Source organism: Nostoc sp., from assembly GCF_036916655.1.
In the GTDB taxonomy this organism is placed as follows: Bacteria; Cyanobacteriota; Cyanobacteriia; order Cyanobacteriales; family Nostocaceae; genus Nostoc.
In genome coordinates, this window is record NZ_JBALFY010000030.1 from 123,472 (window position 1) to 140,788 (window position 17,317).

17 protein-coding genes are annotated in these 17,317 nt (G+C 38.0%); all 17 read right to left on the reverse strand.

Annotation, left to right across the window (positions count from 1 at the left end):
- Nucleotides 1–16 precede the first annotated feature (16 nt).
- Complete coding sequence (locus V7L31_RS09300; protein ID WP_334695953.1) at nucleotides 17–1,165, reverse strand: glycosyltransferase family 4 protein; 1,149 nt, start codon at nucleotides 1,163–1,165, stop codon at nucleotides 17–19.
- Complete coding sequence (locus V7L31_RS09305) at nucleotides 1,165–2,208, reverse strand: glycosyltransferase (protein WP_334695954.1); 1,044 nt, start codon at nucleotides 2,206–2,208, stop codon at nucleotides 1,165–1,167. Before V7L31_RS09305 ends, V7L31_RS09300 begins: the two co-directional genes overlap by 1 nt.
- On the reverse strand, nucleotides 2,190–3,329 hold the full coding sequence (locus V7L31_RS09310) for a hypothetical protein (protein WP_334695955.1): 1,140 nt from the start codon (nucleotides 3,327–3,329) through the stop codon (nucleotides 2,190–2,192). Before V7L31_RS09310 ends, V7L31_RS09305 begins: the two co-directional genes overlap by 19 nt.
- A gap of 128 nt (nucleotides 3,330–3,457) precedes the next feature.
- A complete protein-coding gene (locus V7L31_RS09315) occupies nucleotides 3,458–4,474 on the reverse strand; it encodes a glycosyltransferase family 2 protein (protein ID WP_334695956.1) in 1,017 nt (338 codons plus the stop codon).
- 37 nt (nucleotides 4,475–4,511) lie between these two features.
- Entirely contained in the window at nucleotides 4,512–5,228 is a 717-nt protein-coding gene (locus V7L31_RS09320) for a class I SAM-dependent methyltransferase (protein ID WP_334695957.1), read from the reverse strand.
- A 129-nt stretch (nucleotides 5,229–5,357) separates the two neighbouring features.
- Entirely contained in the window at nucleotides 5,358–6,278 is a 921-nt protein-coding gene (locus V7L31_RS09325) for a glycosyltransferase (RefSeq protein ID WP_334695958.1), read from the reverse strand.
- Between the two features lie 109 nt (nucleotides 6,279–6,387).
- Nucleotides 6,388–7,410: a glycosyltransferase family 2 protein gene (locus V7L31_RS09330; protein WP_334695959.1), complete on the reverse strand. Its 1,023-nt coding sequence runs from the start codon at nucleotides 7,408–7,410 to the stop codon at nucleotides 6,388–6,390.
- A gap of 5 nt (nucleotides 7,411–7,415) precedes the next feature.
- Entirely contained in the window at nucleotides 7,416–8,354 is a 939-nt protein-coding gene (locus V7L31_RS09335; protein ID WP_334695960.1) for an NAD-dependent epimerase/dehydratase family protein, read from the reverse strand.
- Between the two features lie 70 nt (nucleotides 8,355–8,424).
- Nucleotides 8,425–9,396, reverse strand: a complete 972-nt coding sequence (locus tag V7L31_RS09340) for a glycosyltransferase family 2 protein (protein WP_334695961.1) — start codon at nucleotides 9,394–9,396, stop codon at nucleotides 8,425–8,427.
- 12 nt (nucleotides 9,397–9,408) lie between these two features.
- On the reverse strand, nucleotides 9,409–10,383 hold the full coding sequence (locus V7L31_RS09345; protein WP_334695962.1) for a glycosyltransferase family 2 protein: 975 nt from the start codon (nucleotides 10,381–10,383) through the stop codon (nucleotides 9,409–9,411).
- Nucleotides 10,384–10,460: 77 nt separating this feature from the next.
- Nucleotides 10,461–11,108, reverse strand: a complete 648-nt coding sequence (locus V7L31_RS09350; protein WP_334695963.1) for an acyltransferase — start codon at nucleotides 11,106–11,108, stop codon at nucleotides 10,461–10,463.
- 3 nt (nucleotides 11,109–11,111) lie between these two features.
- Complete coding sequence (locus tag V7L31_RS09355) at nucleotides 11,112–12,074, reverse strand: polysaccharide deacetylase family protein (RefSeq protein ID WP_334695964.1); 963 nt, start codon at nucleotides 12,072–12,074, stop codon at nucleotides 11,112–11,114.
- Between the two features lie 276 nt (nucleotides 12,075–12,350).
- Nucleotides 12,351–13,094, reverse strand: a complete 744-nt coding sequence (locus V7L31_RS09360) for a class I SAM-dependent methyltransferase (RefSeq protein ID WP_334695965.1) — start codon at nucleotides 13,092–13,094, stop codon at nucleotides 12,351–12,353.
- Nucleotides 13,095–13,289: 195 nt separating this feature from the next.
- Nucleotides 13,290–14,333, reverse strand: coding sequence for a polysaccharide pyruvyl transferase family protein (locus V7L31_RS09365; protein WP_334695966.1), 1,044 nt, complete (start codon nucleotides 14,331–14,333; stop codon nucleotides 13,290–13,292).
- A gap of 227 nt (nucleotides 14,334–14,560) precedes the next feature.
- The gene (locus V7L31_RS09370; protein WP_334695967.1) at nucleotides 14,561–15,823 is read right to left on the reverse strand and encodes an ABC transporter ATP-binding protein; all 1,263 of its coding nucleotides are present in this window, start codon (nucleotides 15,821–15,823) and stop codon (nucleotides 14,561–14,563) included.
- Nucleotides 15,824–15,920: 97 nt separating this feature from the next.
- On the reverse strand, nucleotides 15,921–16,763 hold the full coding sequence (locus V7L31_RS09375; RefSeq protein WP_334695968.1) for an ABC transporter permease: 843 nt from the start codon (nucleotides 16,761–16,763) through the stop codon (nucleotides 15,921–15,923).
- A gap of 50 nt (nucleotides 16,764–16,813) precedes the next feature.
- The gene (locus V7L31_RS09380; RefSeq protein WP_334695969.1) at nucleotides 16,814–17,242 is read right to left on the reverse strand and encodes a hypothetical protein; all 429 of its coding nucleotides are present in this window, start codon (nucleotides 17,240–17,242) and stop codon (nucleotides 16,814–16,816) included.
- Nucleotides 17,243–17,317: the final 75 nt, after the last annotated feature.

The following is a 17,317-nucleotide window of genomic DNA, read 5'->3' on the forward strand; positions in this document are numbered from 1 at the left end:
ATAAATTAATTAATAATTATGCGTTTATTTTAAATGATTTCAAAACCATATTAGCATTCAGATACCAAGAATTTTCCTGAAGGTATCTCTCCCATTGAGGATTAGGAGGATTTTCTAATATTTTTTTAATCCCCTTTACAATTGCATCTACATCATCTGGCTCAACCCAAACTCCCAGATCATACTTCTGAATTACAGAGCGTAAAGAACCTTCACCAGATGAGGCAAGACAAGTTTGACGATAATTAGTAGCAGTATTCAAAACAGCACTGGCAGAATGAAAAATACTACTGTAAGTCAATACAGTAATATCGGTAGCTATGAAAAAGTTACCGATTTCTGTATCTGCAATAAATCGTATTTCCCAACGACATCGTTCTGCAACTGCTAATTTTTTAGCTAACTCCTGATAAAAATATACAGGTCGTTGCGCTGATGACTGTTCTTTGCCTGCTACAACTAGGTATAAATCAGGAAAATTAACCATTGCCCGAATCACGAGGTCGAGATTTTTGTTATCCCTGATATGTCCAAAAGCTAGCATAACTTTAGCATCAAGGGGCAAGTCAAGACTGACTCGCATTTGTTGCCGCGACTTATTTGCATCAGCAAAGTGATATATTCCCTGAGGAATCACAGTTGTTTGTAGTTTAGGCATGGGTCGAACTGTATCCAGTTTAATAGATTCATGAACAAAGGCTTGGGAAAGAAACGAATAACCACAAGCAATCGAGCAACGATGCCACCAATGAGGGCCAACAACAAAATCACGTACAGGATCATGTACAATAGCAGCAAAGACAACTCCTTTTTTTACTAGCTGCCTCAAGCGACCAGACCATAAAGGTGCCAAATATTCTACATAAGAACCAAGTACAACATATTTAAAATTATTTTCCTCAATAAAATTAGCTAATTGAGTAAAATTATTTAGAATTACAGTACTAGAATAAATTGGTTTTAAAAGTTTATGAGGTAGTGGTTGAGTCAAAGCCATTTCCTGCAAGAGGGGAACAACTTTATATTTCTCTCCTCTATCGGTTTGGTATTTAGGAGTAGTCAGTAAAATAACATCGACTCCCAAATCAACTAAAGCATTAGCTTGTTCATGGGCATAATCAGCAATACCACCATAACTAGCTGGCGAGTAGTAGAGAAGTTTCATCAGACAACCGTTTTTAGTTTTACGCTATGAAGTCTTTGTCTGCATTCTTGGCAATGCTTCAATCCAGACCAAAATCCTTCCCAATACCCAACTACACTCCAAAATTTAGTCATGTATTCAAAAACAAAAATCCGCAACCATATATCTGAATCTTCGTATGCTTTAAAACGCCATATAGTTGATGCTAATCGCATTAATCGTAGTCCGACACTAACGAGAAAACCGATCAGAAAAAGTGACCCAATCCAAATTGGGAAAGCAAAAAGTAAACAGACTAAACCGATGAACAGTAGCAAAGGTTCCAGTAATAGCCTTCCACCTACCATAAGTCCATAATCTAACCAAATACCTGCCTCTCCACCACCACGAAAGTTCCGGCGAGCTTCTTCACAAAAAGATTTCAATGTTACAGGACGCTCCCAGTAACAACGTGGGATGGGGGCAGCAGTCACACGATTTGTTGTTCGATGTAACAGGAGAGCAAATACCATGTCATCCCCTGCTAAGGTTAAATCTTCTGGATATCCACCAATTTTCTCCCATAAAGACTTGCGATAGGCAATTGAGCGTGAAGAAGCATGAGAGGTGGGATTAGCAATAAATTTTAGTCCTTTGAGTAAGGTATATTCAGACCTTGCCCACTTACTTTTTAGGTCTTCAGGACGAACTTGCCAACTGCCCATTACTGCTTCTAATTGACTATCCGCAAATAGGGGTTTAGCTAGCTCTTCCAACCACTGAGTTTCCCAAGTGCAACCAATGTCTGTAGAAACAATTATGTCATGTTTTGCTTGGGCGATCGCTAAATTTCGACCGCGAGCGACATTACAGCCAATATCTTGAATTACACGCAATGAGTAAGGTTGATTGGATTTATAGTTTTGCAAAAATTCCCAAGTACCGTCTTTTGATCCACCATCGACAATCACAATTTCGTCAGGTAGATAAGTCTGTGCTTCCATTTGGTTAAAGAAAGCTGCACATCCTTCACGGTCATTTAATACAGTAGTGACGAGTGTAAACGTTAGTTTAACTGGTGACATACCTCTACCCATAGCTTCATATTACCAGCCACATTTTTGAAATAATTTTTTAAGGAATCATCCCAGAGAAATCCTTCTTGCTTTGCTGACCATTCTTCAATTCGCTCTGCCAATTCAACTGTTGCATCACTATAGTTTTGAGAAGGAGACAATGGACTTTCTAGTAAAGGCAACATATCATCAATGACGATCATACCTGCTAACTCATTCCAAAGGTCTTTGTAGAGGTTATGAGGAGAGCGGCGATGCTCAACAACGGGTGAGCCAACTTTGATACTATGCCCAACTGCTTGGGCACACTTTTGCACAAAAAAACCGCTAAATATATCACCAAAACGGTCTAGTTTCATTCCCCCAACTGGATGACCCATTTTGACATAATAGTAAGCTGGGATAGCATCTCGAATAATTCCAGTATTTTGGGTGTTTATGGGCATCAAAGTATTTGGAGCCAGTAAATAATCACTGGTAAATTTTTCTTTAGCAATACAGCGAGTTACCAATCTAGTTGCAGCGTCAACATCTGGATCGCCAGACCAAAGACCTGCATTGATAGCAACAATTCCCGTAGAAATTTCGGCATTAATTTGGGAACAGGCAAGCTGACGACGTTGATAAGGAAAACCTCTGGCATAAACTGTTTCTCCACTTCCTAAAGAAGGACATTGAACCTCCATCATGGAACATAAATTGAACCAGTTGTTATGTCCTACTGCTGTCAATAGAGAAACTTCTTGACCAACCGCAGAATGTCCTGCTAAAAAAAACCAATCCTTTAGGGGATAATTATCGTCATCAATGGCAATAATTGTATGACAGCGATCGCGATAAGCCATCAGAAACCCTACATTGCGTCGGTTGTCAGTCTTCCAAGGAATTTCCGCAGCAAGTTTCGGGAAAGGCTTGAGAAACTCATTTTGCTCCTCTGGGTCTAAGTAATACCAAGGTAGCCCCTGCTTTGTGTACTTCTCCACTTGCTCTCGGCAACTAGTTGGAGTTGATAAATCACCCACTACGTAGAAATTAACTTTATCTAGAACACCATTAGCGAGGAAGTGGTCATAATAGTCATTGATGAATTCACCACCATAAATAGTAGTTACAACAATACCAAATTTCATAAAATCTTTCCAAAAAATAGGTGGTTACTTTTGTTAGGGATTAAGTAGATTGCCAGAAAATATTCTTCACGGCAAAACTACTCTCCTTGCAATTTTTTAAAATCTAATCTATTAGAGATTGATCTTTGTTAGCTAAGTACAGATTCATAGCCCATATCCCGAATAAGTTGATACTGAAATTCAGTAGGATAGGAAGTTTGATATGGATATAAATACCGCGAACCAGTTACTCTACCACGTAAACCGGCCTCAATACGCCTGTAGAAATTGAGTGTTCCATATACTGTTTTTCTGAGTGGAGAGTAATGAAGACGCTTTTTTTTAGCTATATCCTGAGAAATATCTGGAACATTGCTCAAATATTTGAAAGATTGATACATTCCAGCTTCAAATATCAGCTTAGTAAGCGGGTCAATTTGGAGATAACTTTCTTTTAATTGAGCTTCGATGATACTTAAAAAATTATTCCAATCTACAATTCTATGATTTTGGCTTGTACCACTAGCAGTAATTTGACCCATTGAATGCAGGCGATAAAGCACAAGACAGTCAGGAACAAATTCAAGTTTTGCCTTGTGTAATAGCAAACGAAACAGAAATTCAGAATCTTCTGAAGGCATTAAGTCAGTTCTGTAAGCACCAACTCGCTTAATAAATGAATGTCTCAGCATACAGGCTTGAAAAACAATATTCCAAGTTTGTAAAAACCAGATGATAGGGTTTTTGCTCAAGGGTAATTGTCTCTGTTGTAAGACATGATTTTCAAAACTAATCTGTTGATGGTCTATGTAAACCTTAGCCCAAGGACTGTAAGCTATATCAGCACTAGATGCTTCCAATGCCTTAACTTGACACTCAATTTTATTCAAAGAACACAGATCGTCACTATCAAAAAACTGTATATAATCTCCAGTTGCAACCTTTAATCCTGCATTCCGAGCTGCTCCTGGCCCTTGATTGGTTTGGCAAATTAAAGTTATTTTGGAACCAAAAGAGCGAATAACTTCTACTGAATTATCTGTTGAACCGTCATCCACAACAATAATTTCTGTTGGTTTTAGTGTCTGGGACAACATATTCTCAAGTGTTATTCCAATCAAATCAGATCGATTGTAGTTAGGAATGATCACCGAGACTTTAGACATATTGATTTCTAAATAAATTGAACAAATTTAAGTAAAATTATTTTATTGCTTCCAGATAAAAACTTTCCGCTTGCCGATGCTCTGGTTCTATGTTTTCAATACTCGGTAAAGAACTATCATAAATTTTACGTTGTTCTATTTTTGTAAACCCTGCAATTTGCAATAATTCAATAGCACTTTCTGCATCATAAAACCACTTATGACCATTCTCATTATCGTAAGCTTTACTAATAAATTTATCTCCATAAGTATTCAAACCTTCATAGCAGCAAGCGATACGAATTGCACTGCTGTTATAAAAACTGGAATCACGAGCAATATAAGCTTTGGCATAAATCAACAAATCTGGGCAACTAACTCGCAATACACCTCCTGGTACTAAAATTCGGTTACACTCTTTCAAGACTTTTAACCCCTCATCACGAGTGAAATGTTCAAGAATATGACTCATGTTAATCCCTAACAAAGAATCAGAATCTAATGGCAAGCCTTTAAGAATATTGTAATGTAGACTGGTAGTGGGAGAGGTTAGTTTGCGTATTTGCTGCACTACAATTCCTTGCACTTCATCATAATGTAAAGACACTGTAGTGTGTTGGGTTGTCGGAATTCCATAGAGTTCAACAGGAGAAAGTTGAATATTCAAGTAGTTTTCTGTTGAACGATATCCTCCCAGATTTAAATATTTTATTTGAGTTCTTTGTATTGCACTTCGTAGCAGCCATTTAGGGCTAAATGAACTAAAAAATGGCATCAAAAAAAAGTTGAGTATTTTATACAAATAGTATTTGCTAAAAAATGGGAAAAAATTATCCCTGATTTGTTGAAGTTTTTCTTTCATCTTTCTCCTAAGCTTTGGTCTATTATGTACAAAATTTATTAGCTAATGACCAATATTTATTGCATAAATTTCTTGAATAGCTAAAGTTTCACCTTTTATTGAAGCATTATAAAAGCGGCGGTTTTTACTACTCATTTGCCAACTGGTATAATATTGTAATAGCTTTTTTCGCCAAGAAATCTTACTCGGCATTTGACCTCGGAAATACTTCAACATAATTAACGAGTAATTTATCCCTTCCATTAACCTTAATAAATAATCTTCTTGGAGACGAAAACTTGGAATTAAATGAGTTACCTTTAAAGATGTAAACTGTCCTATACCTAAACCTACATCACATGCTGTCAACGCCAAATCAATGTCTCCACCAGAGATAAGTAGTTTACCCTTACGATCCATATTTGCTCGTTCAGGTTGGTTGTACAATAACTTGGCATACTTTTCAGCAACTATTTTACGTATACACAGACCAGCTCCATAAGGAACTATTTCATATTGATGTAATAAGTTTGACCATCGATCTCGATCAAATTCCTGAATAGCTAAGAGTGGCCAATAAGGCTTTGTCCACTCTGGAGGTGGTTCTTCAAAGTATGGTATGATTTGCCCTCCCCATGCTCCCAGTATTGACCAATCTTTTGCAATCTGCAATGCCTTTTCCAAAAAATCTGCTTCTAAAATATTATCGTCATCCACGAATACTAGGGTTTCACCTCTTGCTTCTTTAATACCTCGTAATCGAGCATGAGTTAAACCCAATTGTTCTTCTCGAATGTGGCGACCTTGGGGATGCCAACTCAAGTCAATTTTTGAATAAAGTAATTTTTGGCTGGCATTGTCGATTAATAAGTATTCCCATTGATCTAGTGGGAGAGTTTGAGATTTTAGTGCCGCTAGCACTTTGTCAAGATAATTAATTCGAGGATTGTGGGTGCAGGTGATAACAGTAATTATTGGTTTCATAATATATTTATTAGGTTATATTTTGTGATATGATATTAGTCAATTATAGGTATAAGGTTTTTAATTTATTTTACACAGACATGATTGCTATTTTGAATATAAAAAATATTTAAGAAATATAATTTAGATTAAAATTACGTATTTTATCTAGGCTGTTTCGATATATTAATTTTATACTTAATTTTAATATAAGTAAAATAAGCTTAAACGACAATTTGCACATTAAAGCTTCTTTCATCTGATTTATAGCACCGTATGTATCACCTTTAGCTGCTAATTCGGTTGCACAATCAAGAGCGAAAAAGGCATAACAATTTAATGCTTTTTGTGTGATTTGATTGGCACGCTGCTTTGGCAAATATTCTCGTACCATCTCAGATGCTTTGCGGAAATCTTGAATATTTTTACCAGTACGTAGAGATTCTCCCGTTAAAGAAGTGGAACTTTTACGGTATAAAGCTAGTGGCTCAACTTCGTACCACACTGGATAGTGTGCAGCAATACGAATCCACATTTCCCAGTCTTCACACCAGCAGGAAAAACGACGATCAAACCCGCCAAGTTGTTCATATACATTACGCCGCACTACAATAGACGGTGTTTGAATACGCTGCTGCATAGCAATTTGTTCTAACCAATTGCTCAAAATGTCACTTTTAGGCTGCTCCAACGGAGAAAGAAATTGCCAATGGCTATTTTGATCCATAAAGATATGACGGCAAAAAGCAGCACCAATATTCAGGTTTTGCTCAAAAGCTCGTTGCATTTTGCGATAAAAGCCATCTCTGATGCAATCATCACCGTGCAGTAGATGAATCAATTTTCCACGCGATCGCTGTAAGCAAGTCTCAAAATTTCTGATGTAGCCAATGTTCGCCGGTTGGCGATAGAAAGTAACACGACCACGACCTAATTCTTCAACAACCGCTTTTGGATCATCTTTGGTAGAGCAATCGTCAATCACCTCTATCTGCATGACATCTGCTCCCGGATCTTGTGCTAATACACTAGCCAGTGTTTCACGCAGATAATTGGCACAATTATAGGTAGGAATCATTACAGACCATAAAGGTCTCGGTGTTTCATTGGAAACAGGTACAATAGTAGCTCGATAAGGATGTTGCTCACTCATATAAATTATTTTATAACTGTTTGAGAATGATTTAATAAAATCCTAATGCCAGATGCAACTGACCATTGAGGTTTAAAATTTAACAACAACAATATTTTTGATATATCAGCTTGGGAATGTTTAATATCTCCGGGTTGGGAATTTTTAAAATGAATTTCTGAGTTCCATTGAGGGAAATAAATTTTTAAGTGATTAACCAATTCCAGCAAGGTAGTTTCTTGACCAGTACCAACATTACAAGTTATACAAGAACCAGGAGAAAGGTGAGTAGTTAGAGCTTTTGTAAAAGCAGTTGCTACATCTTGAACAAAAATAAAATCTCTTGTCTGTTTACCATCTCCGTAAATAGTAATGGGTAGACCTTTTTGGAAAGCCTTAGTAAAGATAGAAATTACGCCAGAATATGGTGAGTTTAGGTCTTGACGAGGCCCAAATACATTGAATAGCCGTAGTGCGATAAAAGATATATTTGATTTTTGAGCGAATAAATTTGCGTATTGTTCACTTACCAACTTTTGTAATCCGTAAGGAGAAATCGGGTTTGTTAGTTGTTCTTCGGAAATGGGTAAATAGGCTTTATCCCCATACACCGCTGCTGAACTTGCAAATACAAGTCTAGGGATATTTAAATTTTGGCAAAGCATTAAAACAGAAATCATCGCCGAAAGGTTATTATGATGAGATTCTAATGGTTCATCCCAAGATTGAGTTACTGATGGAGTCGCTGCTAAATGAGCTATTCCATCAATGGTCTGAAGAAAATCCTTTGGCTGACAGTCTAGTAAATTTTTGAGTAATAATTTGAGGCGAGGATGTTCAGGTAGGTTTTCTAATTGGCCTGTACTGAGGTTATCAACTATAGTGACACTGTGGCCTTCTCTTAACAGTTGCTCTGTCAGGTGAGAGCCGATAAAACCTGCCCCACCAGTGACAAGAAAATGCATTATGACAGTTCTCCATTACTTCATTTTAGGTCTGTATTGCACTCAACCCAGAAGCGCTATAGCTCTTTGGCTACAGTCGAATGGAAGTGGGCAACATCCACCTTGCTATTCGCTTTCCTAGCCCGATGATTTTTATCAAGCCGTGGCTATGAACTATCCCGTGCAACAGAGGATATCGATAGGGCCATAGTGCTTTTTTTAACTCCTTCCAAACCACTGGGTCTTTAATTTCTTTCTCAGATAGATAATTCTCTAGCCAAGTGAGGTATTTTATATGTCCAATACGGCGTATCTCTACTCCTTTTCCTTGCATATCTGCACGTCGCCAGTAGCTATCTGGATGCATTCGGTATTTATCCCAACACTCACTAGACACATACACAGGCGCTTTCAGAAAGACTTTGGAGTGAAAAACCATGTCCTCATGGGCGTTGCGAAAATTCTCTTCAAATGTTCCAATATCATCAAAGACCTGACGACGTATCAAAATACTGCATGTGCAAGGATAAATTTCTTTGTTTTGTAAAAATAGAAGAAGTTGTGTTGGCGGTTTAAGTAACCGATCGAATTGGATGCTAGTTATTGTCATAAAGTCGCCTTGTTCATTTATGGGGTTCCACGAACTTATGAGATTATTCTCTGTCCAACTGAACCAAAATTGAGTTCTTCCATAGAGCATTGCGGCTTCAGGATGTAATTCTAAAATTGGTACTTGCTGTTCTAGCTTGTGTGGCACCCAAATATCATCAGCGTCTAAAAAGGCTATATAATCTCCTTGCGCGTGGCGAATACCCAGATTCCGCGTTGCGCTCATCCCACGATTTTGGTGTCCCTCGTGTTCCACATAGCGGACTTTTTCGGGGTATTGCTGGGCATATCGTAAAGCAATGGCACTACTTTCGTCACTTGAACCGTCGTCTGCTAGCAAAAGTTCCCATTTGTCGTAAGTTTGGGCGAATATGCTTTCTATTGCTTCGATAAAGAACTTCTCACCTGCATTAAAGAAGATGATAATGCAGGAAACTAAAGGTTTCTTATTCATAAAGAAAGTTTTTCATATTCTAAATTTTTCTGCTTTGATAAGTAATATTTGTGACGCTATGCGCTTCAGTTTCTGTTTAATCCGGCTCATAATGTGGTGAGTATGGTTTAACAGAGAGTTTAAGACTGGGTTGCGATATGACCATAGCTGCTTTTGAACTACCTCCCAAGCTTCAGTGTACTTGTACCCCTGTTTAGATAAATATTGCTCTAACCAGTTCAAAAAAACTGGACGTTGCAAGTGCCAATACTCTTTTTTACTTTTTTCTGCAATCGCACAACAGCTATTTGGATGTTGTCTATACTTATACCACCACTTGTTTGCAACAAACACGGGCAATTGGAGACAGACCTTGGCACAAAAAACTTGATCTTCATAAAGACCTCGGAATGTGTCTTCAAAACTACCGACTTGTTCTATTACCTGCCACCGTACCAGCATTCCTGATATGCTAATTTTTCCTTGTAATAAAAGCAGAAATAGCGTTGGCGGCTGGATTACAGTATCAGTCTCTATACCCAGCTTTTTCAGTTCTTCATAAGGTTGTTCTAGATAATCACGTTGTTGATCTTCAGGATTTCCCGTCCAGCTATACCACCACTGAATCGGTCCAAAAACCATAGTAGCGTCGGGATGAGAATCAAAGATAGCAGTCTGTTCCTCCAAGGTATTTGGCAACCAGATGTCATCGGCATCTAAAAATGCAATATATTCACCTTTAGTATTACGAATACCCAAATTACGTGTGGCACTCATGCCGCGATTCTGATGTCCTTCATGTTCCAGGTAATAGACTTTTTCGGGATATTTTTGTGTGTAGTGTAGGGCAATTTCTGTACTCCCATCAGTAGAGCCATCATCTACCAGTAATAGTTCCCAGCGTTCGTAAGTTTGGGCAAATACGCTTTCTATTGCTTCTACAAAGAATTTCTCACCAGCATTAAAAAATATGATGATGCAAGAGACCAATGGTTTACTATTATTCATATCCTTTGTTTATCAGATGTGTCTCTTTTATTCATATCTTTAATTGAGAAGATGTTGAGTAATGAAATCTAAGATATCTAAATCTTTTGTGGTGAAGTCAAATGCCATCTGACATCAGTCTTTTTTACACAAGCTGGAATCCCAGCAGCTAGGGTGTTGGGAGGCACATCTTTATTCACAACAGAACCAGCAGCTATCACAGATCCATCACCAATAGTAACTCCTTTGAGAATTGTGACGTTCATGCCAATCCAAACATTATTTCCTATTTTGATTGGTGCTGAATTTATATTTTTGTAGTTTATATAATGATCGTCACTGTCTCTAATAGTGACATTTTCTGAAATGGCGACATTATTACCTATTTCAATCTTATTAAAACAGGACATATTTAACCCATTGTTGATAAATCCACTACCAAGGATTAACACAGCATTTTCGTTGATCCAAATGTTGCAATTAGTAAGTATAGTAAAACTGCCCCTGACTTCTAAATTTGCGTTTTTTACAATAACTAATTGAGAGGGATAATACCTTCCATGTTCCCACTGGCATCCAATTTCTAGCTTGCCTATTACATTGAGCGTAGCGTTTTTAGCCAGATATAAATGGAGATTGCGATAAATTGAGATGTTAGTATTCCGGATTTTTGCACGTACTAACAGGGTGCTGAACAAATTTATATTTTTATAAATTCCTATAATGGTTTTAAATTTGTTGATCATAATTTATGAAGATATCAATCTTGACAAGCACCGAGCAAAGGTTTCGCCGTCCCAATCTTCAACTACAACACGAGGTAATAGAAAAAAGTTACTATCTCCCTTAACTTTGCCAATTATGCTGGAACAAGCGCAGGTAAATCCTGCTTGCTGGACAATGGAAGTAGTCAGGGTTGTATGACTACCATTGGGATAGGAAAAACTCGTTATTGGATGCCCTAAAATTTTTTCTAGATAGTCTTTACTTTGCTGAATTTCATCCCGTTGGGAGGCAATTGGAAGTTGAGAAAGAAATGGGTGTGTTACCGTGTGGGCACCAACTTCGATCAGTCCCCCGTCTTCTAATCCAACCATCTCCTCGTTGGAAAGGGAACGATGGGTTACTCGACTTACAGGTTTAGCATTTGCCCAGAGACTTAGTTCATCTAGCAGCTTACTTCGCTCATACACAGGCAAAAACTGCAACATTTGATACAGTGAGCGATAGAGGGTATGGCGCACGGTAGGATCTTCTTCTGCTTTTCTTTCCATCCGCCAATTGCGATCGCGCTGCCGATCTGCTTCACTGTAGTGAACCGCTTCTCTCAATTCCCATTGGTGGATTCTACCATTAATATTTAACTGGAGTAAGTCAGCTAAGGTGCCAGGTTGTAATAATAGTCGATCTAGCTCATCCCACCAAAATTCCTGCTTTTGGTCAATACCACCAGTAGTAACAAAAACTGTTGCGGGGATGTCGTATTTTTCTAATAAGGGTTTGGCATTATAGAAGTTATCGGCATAACCATCATCAAATGTGACTACAATCGACCGATTTAGTAGTTGGCGGTCGCTAACCTTTTGTTTCAATTGCTGTAAATGCAATGGATAGCCGTATTCTCTTAAAACTTCTAATTGTTCAGCGAAGTTTTTGGGTGTAACACATAGTGACCAAGGATCTGAATCTACTTCAGCTACACGGTGATACATTAAAATGAGAGCACCAGGAAAAATTTTATTCTTTAAGTGCGAGACTTTTTGTTTTACTTTGTTATTGAATCTGCTTAGAATCATTGCTTTCACTATTTCACGGCTCTAGCTTAAATTAAGACCTGGTACTCACAGTTGTGATCATCTAGATTTGATTGTTCCAATTTCTCAGTTAACGCGATGTGCTCCCAAAGCGATCGCACTCAATACGGTTCTATAATGTTTAGACTATTAAGGTGCTGTATATTCAGTGTAATTTGCAAATCTTAGCAATCTTCACATTATGGTATTGGGCTTTACTGCTCTAACGGTAATTGATACTGTATATGCAGGATCTTTATAATTTAGTTCTTCTGGACGCAGTTCCTCTGCTGCCATTCCTTGTAACGCAGAGATTGCTGCCAGTACATTGCCAAAAGCCTCAATCGTAATATTGTCCTTTGGAAAAACCTCGGCAAATAGCTGTTGTGCTGATGCTGTTGTAAAAGACCAACACCAGTAATCGTTCCAACTTGGATCTGCAATTTGTATAATCCCTGGAATAGATACCAATACAACTCCACCAGGTTTAAGAATACGGTAAGTTGTCTTGATAGCTGCTGGTAAGTCATAAATCAGTTGGAGTGTCTGATATAAGATAAAACAGTCAAAGGTATTATCAGGAATATGTGGAGCGTTTGTTAGATCGCCAATAATGGTTGTTTCTGGATTACCTTCTACTAAATGCAGAACATCACTTTTAGTGACGCGATCACCGCCAAATTTACGTGTGTAAGGGGAATCTCCAATTTCCAGCACATGCCCTCTAACATCATCAGCATGGCGGGCAAGAAAATTTTCGCCGTAGTAGCGACCTATTGGCTGTCCGCGATCAAACCCATAGCAAGAACTAATAGGTTTTAAGCGTCGGAAACTGCCAAAATTGACCATTCCTTTAGCAGGGGGTAAACCCTTAAATTGGCGATATATAGGATCTGGTAAAATTTGTTTTACTATTTTTTTGAATGATATTTTATACATTACTAAACACTCCCTAATACTAATGCGAATCTGTAAGTTACTTTTGTTCTAAGCTTTTGTTATGCTACAGCCTGAAAATTAAGGATTGATAGGAAACTGCAAAAGCTCAAAATCCAATCTATAGAAAGATAAGGAATACACTTTATAAGACTATTGTATTTTTTATTAGAGTCCATAAAGGGAGTAATATATCTGTTACTTTTTGCCTAAAGCTACTCTAAGTGTAGTCATTGTTCTGTTCTTAAAAATTCTCACTTTATTCATAACCAAGCCACGAATAGTTAGTCTGTTGGCATTTATAGGTTCTAAGAAAGATTTATTCATAGCTTCCTCATTCCAAACCCTGCTACTGGCTGAACCTTCTGAATCTAAGGCTTTAATAAATTTATCACCTATTTCTTCAACCGCATTGATGGCGCGATTACAACATTCTCTTGCTTTGAAACGTGCTTCTTCTGTCTGGCAATAATTAAAAGCTTTCTGTAATTCCTCATCATTTAAATTGTCCACAGAAAATATAATATCCCAGCCCAAAGTTTTTGCTTGGCGGCTAACCTTAGCGCCTCCCGAAATTCCGTCAATCACAATCGGCGGAACTCCATTTTTGATAGCTAAAACAGTCCCATGTAAACGGGTTGTGATGACAAAATCCATACGTGCAATCAGAGATTCTACCTCAGCAGCATTACGTAGATTAGTAGTGTTAGGAAATAAACGAGTATCAATAGGAACAGCAACCATATCTTGCGAAGCAATCAATCGCTCAACAGCTGCATTGGCAAGTTGATATTTATCTTTGTTTTGATACTCGTATTGTGGTTCTACCAGAATAATACCAACAACAGGAACTTTTACTTGCTGTGATAGTAAGGAAATATCAGGACGGGAACAGACAGAACTATCTCTTTCCAAAAGTACATCAAAAGGATTCCAAACATTAATTGGATCGAACATTGATAAATCAAGTCCAATTAAACGGCAGGAATCAAACCTTTTTAAAAAATTAATAGATAGATTCGCGTATAGAAAAGGTCCACACACGAAAACAGTGTGTGAATAATCATTAGTTTCGACTGAACGCCAATCTACACCACCAACGAAAGGAGGAACCAGTGCCACATCATATTCATAACCAGCACTTTCAAGCCATTGACAGGCAACATCTTTTGCCATGACATCGCCGGCCGTGACGCCGCAGTTTTCAAAACTAAACCAACCTGCTACTAGAATTTTTCTCATAACTCAATTCCTTGATTATTGTCATAGATAGTAGTTGCTTGCACTCGTCATTTTTGCTATTTTTAAGTATTCAATAACAGTTAGCTGAACTAGAGACTGCCAAAGACTAACACTACTTTCGAGGCTAATTGGCAGATTGTACCAAGTACAAACAACACATTAATTTCGCTTATAACCAGCCGCAAAATTGGCTACTTCATAGGAAAAATATAATTATTCAAACTTACTTATATTGGTGTTGTCCATCGATGTGGTATGAGAACATTACCAAATCCAGGGTCTTTTAATACAGGACGATTTCGTATTTTCCCTTCTTCAATATCAAAAAAGGCCGCACCTTTAACATCGTCAAAAAGTTCTTTATTGCACATGAGTGCCGCATTGATCCTGTAGCGACCAGGGATTAGTAAAAGTTCATCAACATCACAAATAAACTTTGCCTCTTTGCCTGCATTTGTCATATCATCTTGACAGTACATGATAGAGTCAAAATATGTAACTGGCTGACCATATTGGTCATAGATTGTAAAAGAACAAGACAATCCAGAATGAATTTCAGTAATATAAAAAATAAAAGTAGCAGAATAACCTGTTGTTAAAGTAACTGAGGAATAACTTCCACCAGTAGAAATTTCTATATGAACAAGTCTTGCTTTACCATTACCATTACGATCTGTCCGTTCTAAAAGATTATGTGATGATGCTTTTTCTAAATTTCTGAGGTAAGTGCCTACTGCCTTATCTGTCGTATCATCAGCTAATACCATTCCTTGCTCCAACAAAATGCTACGACTGCAAAATGTCTGAACTACTCCTAAGTTGTGACTAACAAATAGTATTGTTCGTCCTTCGTTTTTTGAGACATCCTCCATTTTTCCCAAACACTTTTTCTGAAACTGCACATCACCTACTGCTAACACTTCATCTACAATCAAAATCTCCGGTTCTAAATGCGCTGCCACCGCAAAGGCCAACCTGACATACATTCCCGATGAATACCGTTTCACAGGCGTATCTAAAAATTTCTCCACCTCTGCAAATGCCACAATTTCATCGAACTTACGCTTAATATCTACCTTACTCATCCCCAGAATTGCACCATTGAGATAGATATTTTCTCTACCTGTCAACTCTGGATGAAAGCCTGTACCTACCTCTAACAAACTAGCAACTCTCCCCTGAATTTTGATACTTCCTTGTGTAGGTTCAGTAATGCGACTGAGAATTTTCAAAAGCGTAGATTTCCCTGCACCATTTCGCCCAATGATCCCAACTCGGTCACCCTGTTTAATCTCGAATGACACATCGTTTAATGCCCAAAACTCTTCTTGGGAGTTTTGGATGTCGGATTTTCTATTTTGAAACGGTTTAAGTAAACCTTTAGCACCATTCGCAATTATATCGCGCAGTGTAGTGTAGCGTTCTTGCTGCTGATACCCGATAATATATTTTTTACTCAGGTTCTCAACTCTAATAACAGTGTCAGACATTGGCTGTTTATTTTGTCACAAAGATGTTGTGCTTATCTAGTTGAATAAAAAATGGTTAGCAGTGATCGCAATTTTAAATTCAGTCAATCTTATTCCTTTAAATCACATCTGCAAATGTCCGTTCAGTCTTTCTAAAATACAAAATTCCACTGAATAATAATAAAAAAACTAGTGCTAAAGACAGTAAAAAACCCGGTAAATATAACTTCGATTCACCCCCTAAAATCGCCCAACGGAAGCCATCAATCACTCCTACTATTGGATTTAAAGAGTATAGCAATTGCCATTTTTCTGGAACAACACTACTGCTAAATCCCACAGGCGAGATATACAGACCAAACTGCACAATAAACGGTACAATATAACGGAAGTCACGATACTTGACATTTAAAGAGGCAAACCACAATCCTGCCCCCATTGAAGCAGCAAAAGCAATGGCGATAAATATTGGTAGTGTGAGAATTCGCCAACTGGGGACAAAGTTATACCAAGCCATTAATCCCAATAAAATTATCCCTGATATGAGGAAGTCTACAAAGCTAACTACTACTGCACTTGTCGGTACAATTAAACGAGGAAAATATACCTTTGATATTAAATTGGCATTGCCAATCAAACTATTACTGCACTCAGAGAGGGAATTGGCAAAGAATTGCCAGGGTAACATTGCTGAGAATACCAGAATTGGATAAGGCGCACCTTGTGAAGGCAACTTTGCCAATTGTCCAAATACAACTGTAAAAACTACCATTGTCAAAAACGGACGAATCAGTGCCCAAGCAATGCCGATCGCAGTTTGCTTGTACCGCACCAAAATATCACGCCAAGCAAGAAAATAGAATAATTCTCTATAGCGCCATAAATCTTTCCAATACTGTTGCTCTGTGCGTCCAGCTTCAATCACTAACTCCTGTTGGTAGACAATTTTTGGACTATTCATAGTTCTTGATTGAAGATTAATATCTTTAATAAAATGGCACTAAATAACACTTAACTCACAAACTGGAAACCTTTAAGACCTTGATAACCAACCTGTCTGGCGCTCTTACGCGTAAACTCTCCAACGGAAGGATTTCCTAGAGAGTCAATCACCCCTGTGACTTGCTGCCAAAGCTCTGTTGGCGCTACTGAAATTTCATAACTACGATCGCCACACTTCCGAATGTGATACCAAGTTGTTTGCTGACATTCTTCACACCAAAAAGCTTCTAACCATTCTCCTTCTATAGATACTGTGGTTTGGTTTGCTACTAACATCAAAGCATTCCGCCGACTCATGCCTCGTTGCTGTAATTGACCTGCTTGATCAGCAAACATTTTATATTTCTGACTGACACTATCGATATAGCAGCTATGAATGGGGCAATAAATAGCCCGTCGTTTGGAACGTTTCCGATTTCGATCACACCTTCTCTGCAATTTAACCTCCTGTATAGACAAAAAACTATGAGCAAGGAAGGCTATGTTGGAGGGACTGAGATCAATAAGACCATC

Coding starts and splice junctions, on each gene's coding strand:
- V7L31_RS09365 (WP_334695966.1), bottom strand. CDS start 14,333: ATGAGAAAAATTCTAGTAGCAGGTTGGTTTAGTTTTGAAAACTGCGGC.
- V7L31_RS09310 (WP_334695955.1), bottom strand. CDS start 3,329: ATGAAATTTGGTATTGTTGTAACTACTATTTATGGTGGTGAATTCATC.
- V7L31_RS09300 (WP_334695953.1), bottom strand. CDS start 1,165: ATGAAACTTCTCTACTACTCGCCAGCTAGTTATGGTGGTATTGCTGAT.
- V7L31_RS09315 (WP_334695956.1), bottom strand. CDS start 4,474: ATGTCTAAAGTCTCGGTGATCATTCCTAACTACAATCGATCTGATTTG.
- V7L31_RS09355 (WP_334695964.1), bottom strand. CDS start 12,074: ATGTATCACCGTGTAGCTGAAGTAGATTCAGATCCTTGGTCACTATGT.
- V7L31_RS09360 (WP_334695965.1), bottom strand. CDS start 13,094: ATGTATAAAATATCATTCAAAAAAATAGTAAAACAAATTTTACCAGAT.
- V7L31_RS09350 (WP_334695963.1), bottom strand. CDS start 11,108: ATGATCAACAAATTTAAAACCATTATAGGAATTTATAAAAATATAAAT.
- V7L31_RS09345 (WP_334695962.1), bottom strand. CDS start 10,383: ATGAATAATAGTAAACCATTGGTCTCTTGCATCATCATATTTTTTAAT.
- V7L31_RS09370 (WP_334695967.1), bottom strand. CDS start 15,823: ATGTCTGACACTGTTATTAGAGTTGAGAACCTGAGTAAAAAATATATT.
- V7L31_RS09335 (WP_334695960.1), bottom strand. CDS start 8,354: ATGCATTTTCTTGTCACTGGTGGGGCAGGTTTTATCGGCTCTCACCTG.
- V7L31_RS09305 (WP_334695954.1), bottom strand. CDS start 2,208: ATGTCACCAGTTAAACTAACGTTTACACTCGTCACTACTGTATTAAAT.
- V7L31_RS09330 (WP_334695959.1), bottom strand. CDS start 7,410: ATGAGTGAGCAACATCCTTATCGAGCTACTATTGTACCTGTTTCCAAT.
- V7L31_RS09375 (WP_334695968.1), bottom strand. CDS start 16,763: ATGAATAGTCCAAAAATTGTCTACCAACAGGAGTTAGTGATTGAAGCT.
- V7L31_RS09340 (WP_334695961.1), bottom strand. CDS start 9,396: ATGAATAAGAAACCTTTAGTTTCCTGCATTATCATCTTCTTTAATGCA.
- V7L31_RS09320 (WP_334695957.1), bottom strand. CDS start 5,228: ATGCCATTTTTTAGTTCATTTAGCCCTAAATGGCTGCTACGAAGTGCA.
- V7L31_RS09325 (WP_334695958.1), bottom strand. CDS start 6,278: ATGAAACCAATAATTACTGTTATCACCTGCACCCACAATCCTCGAATT.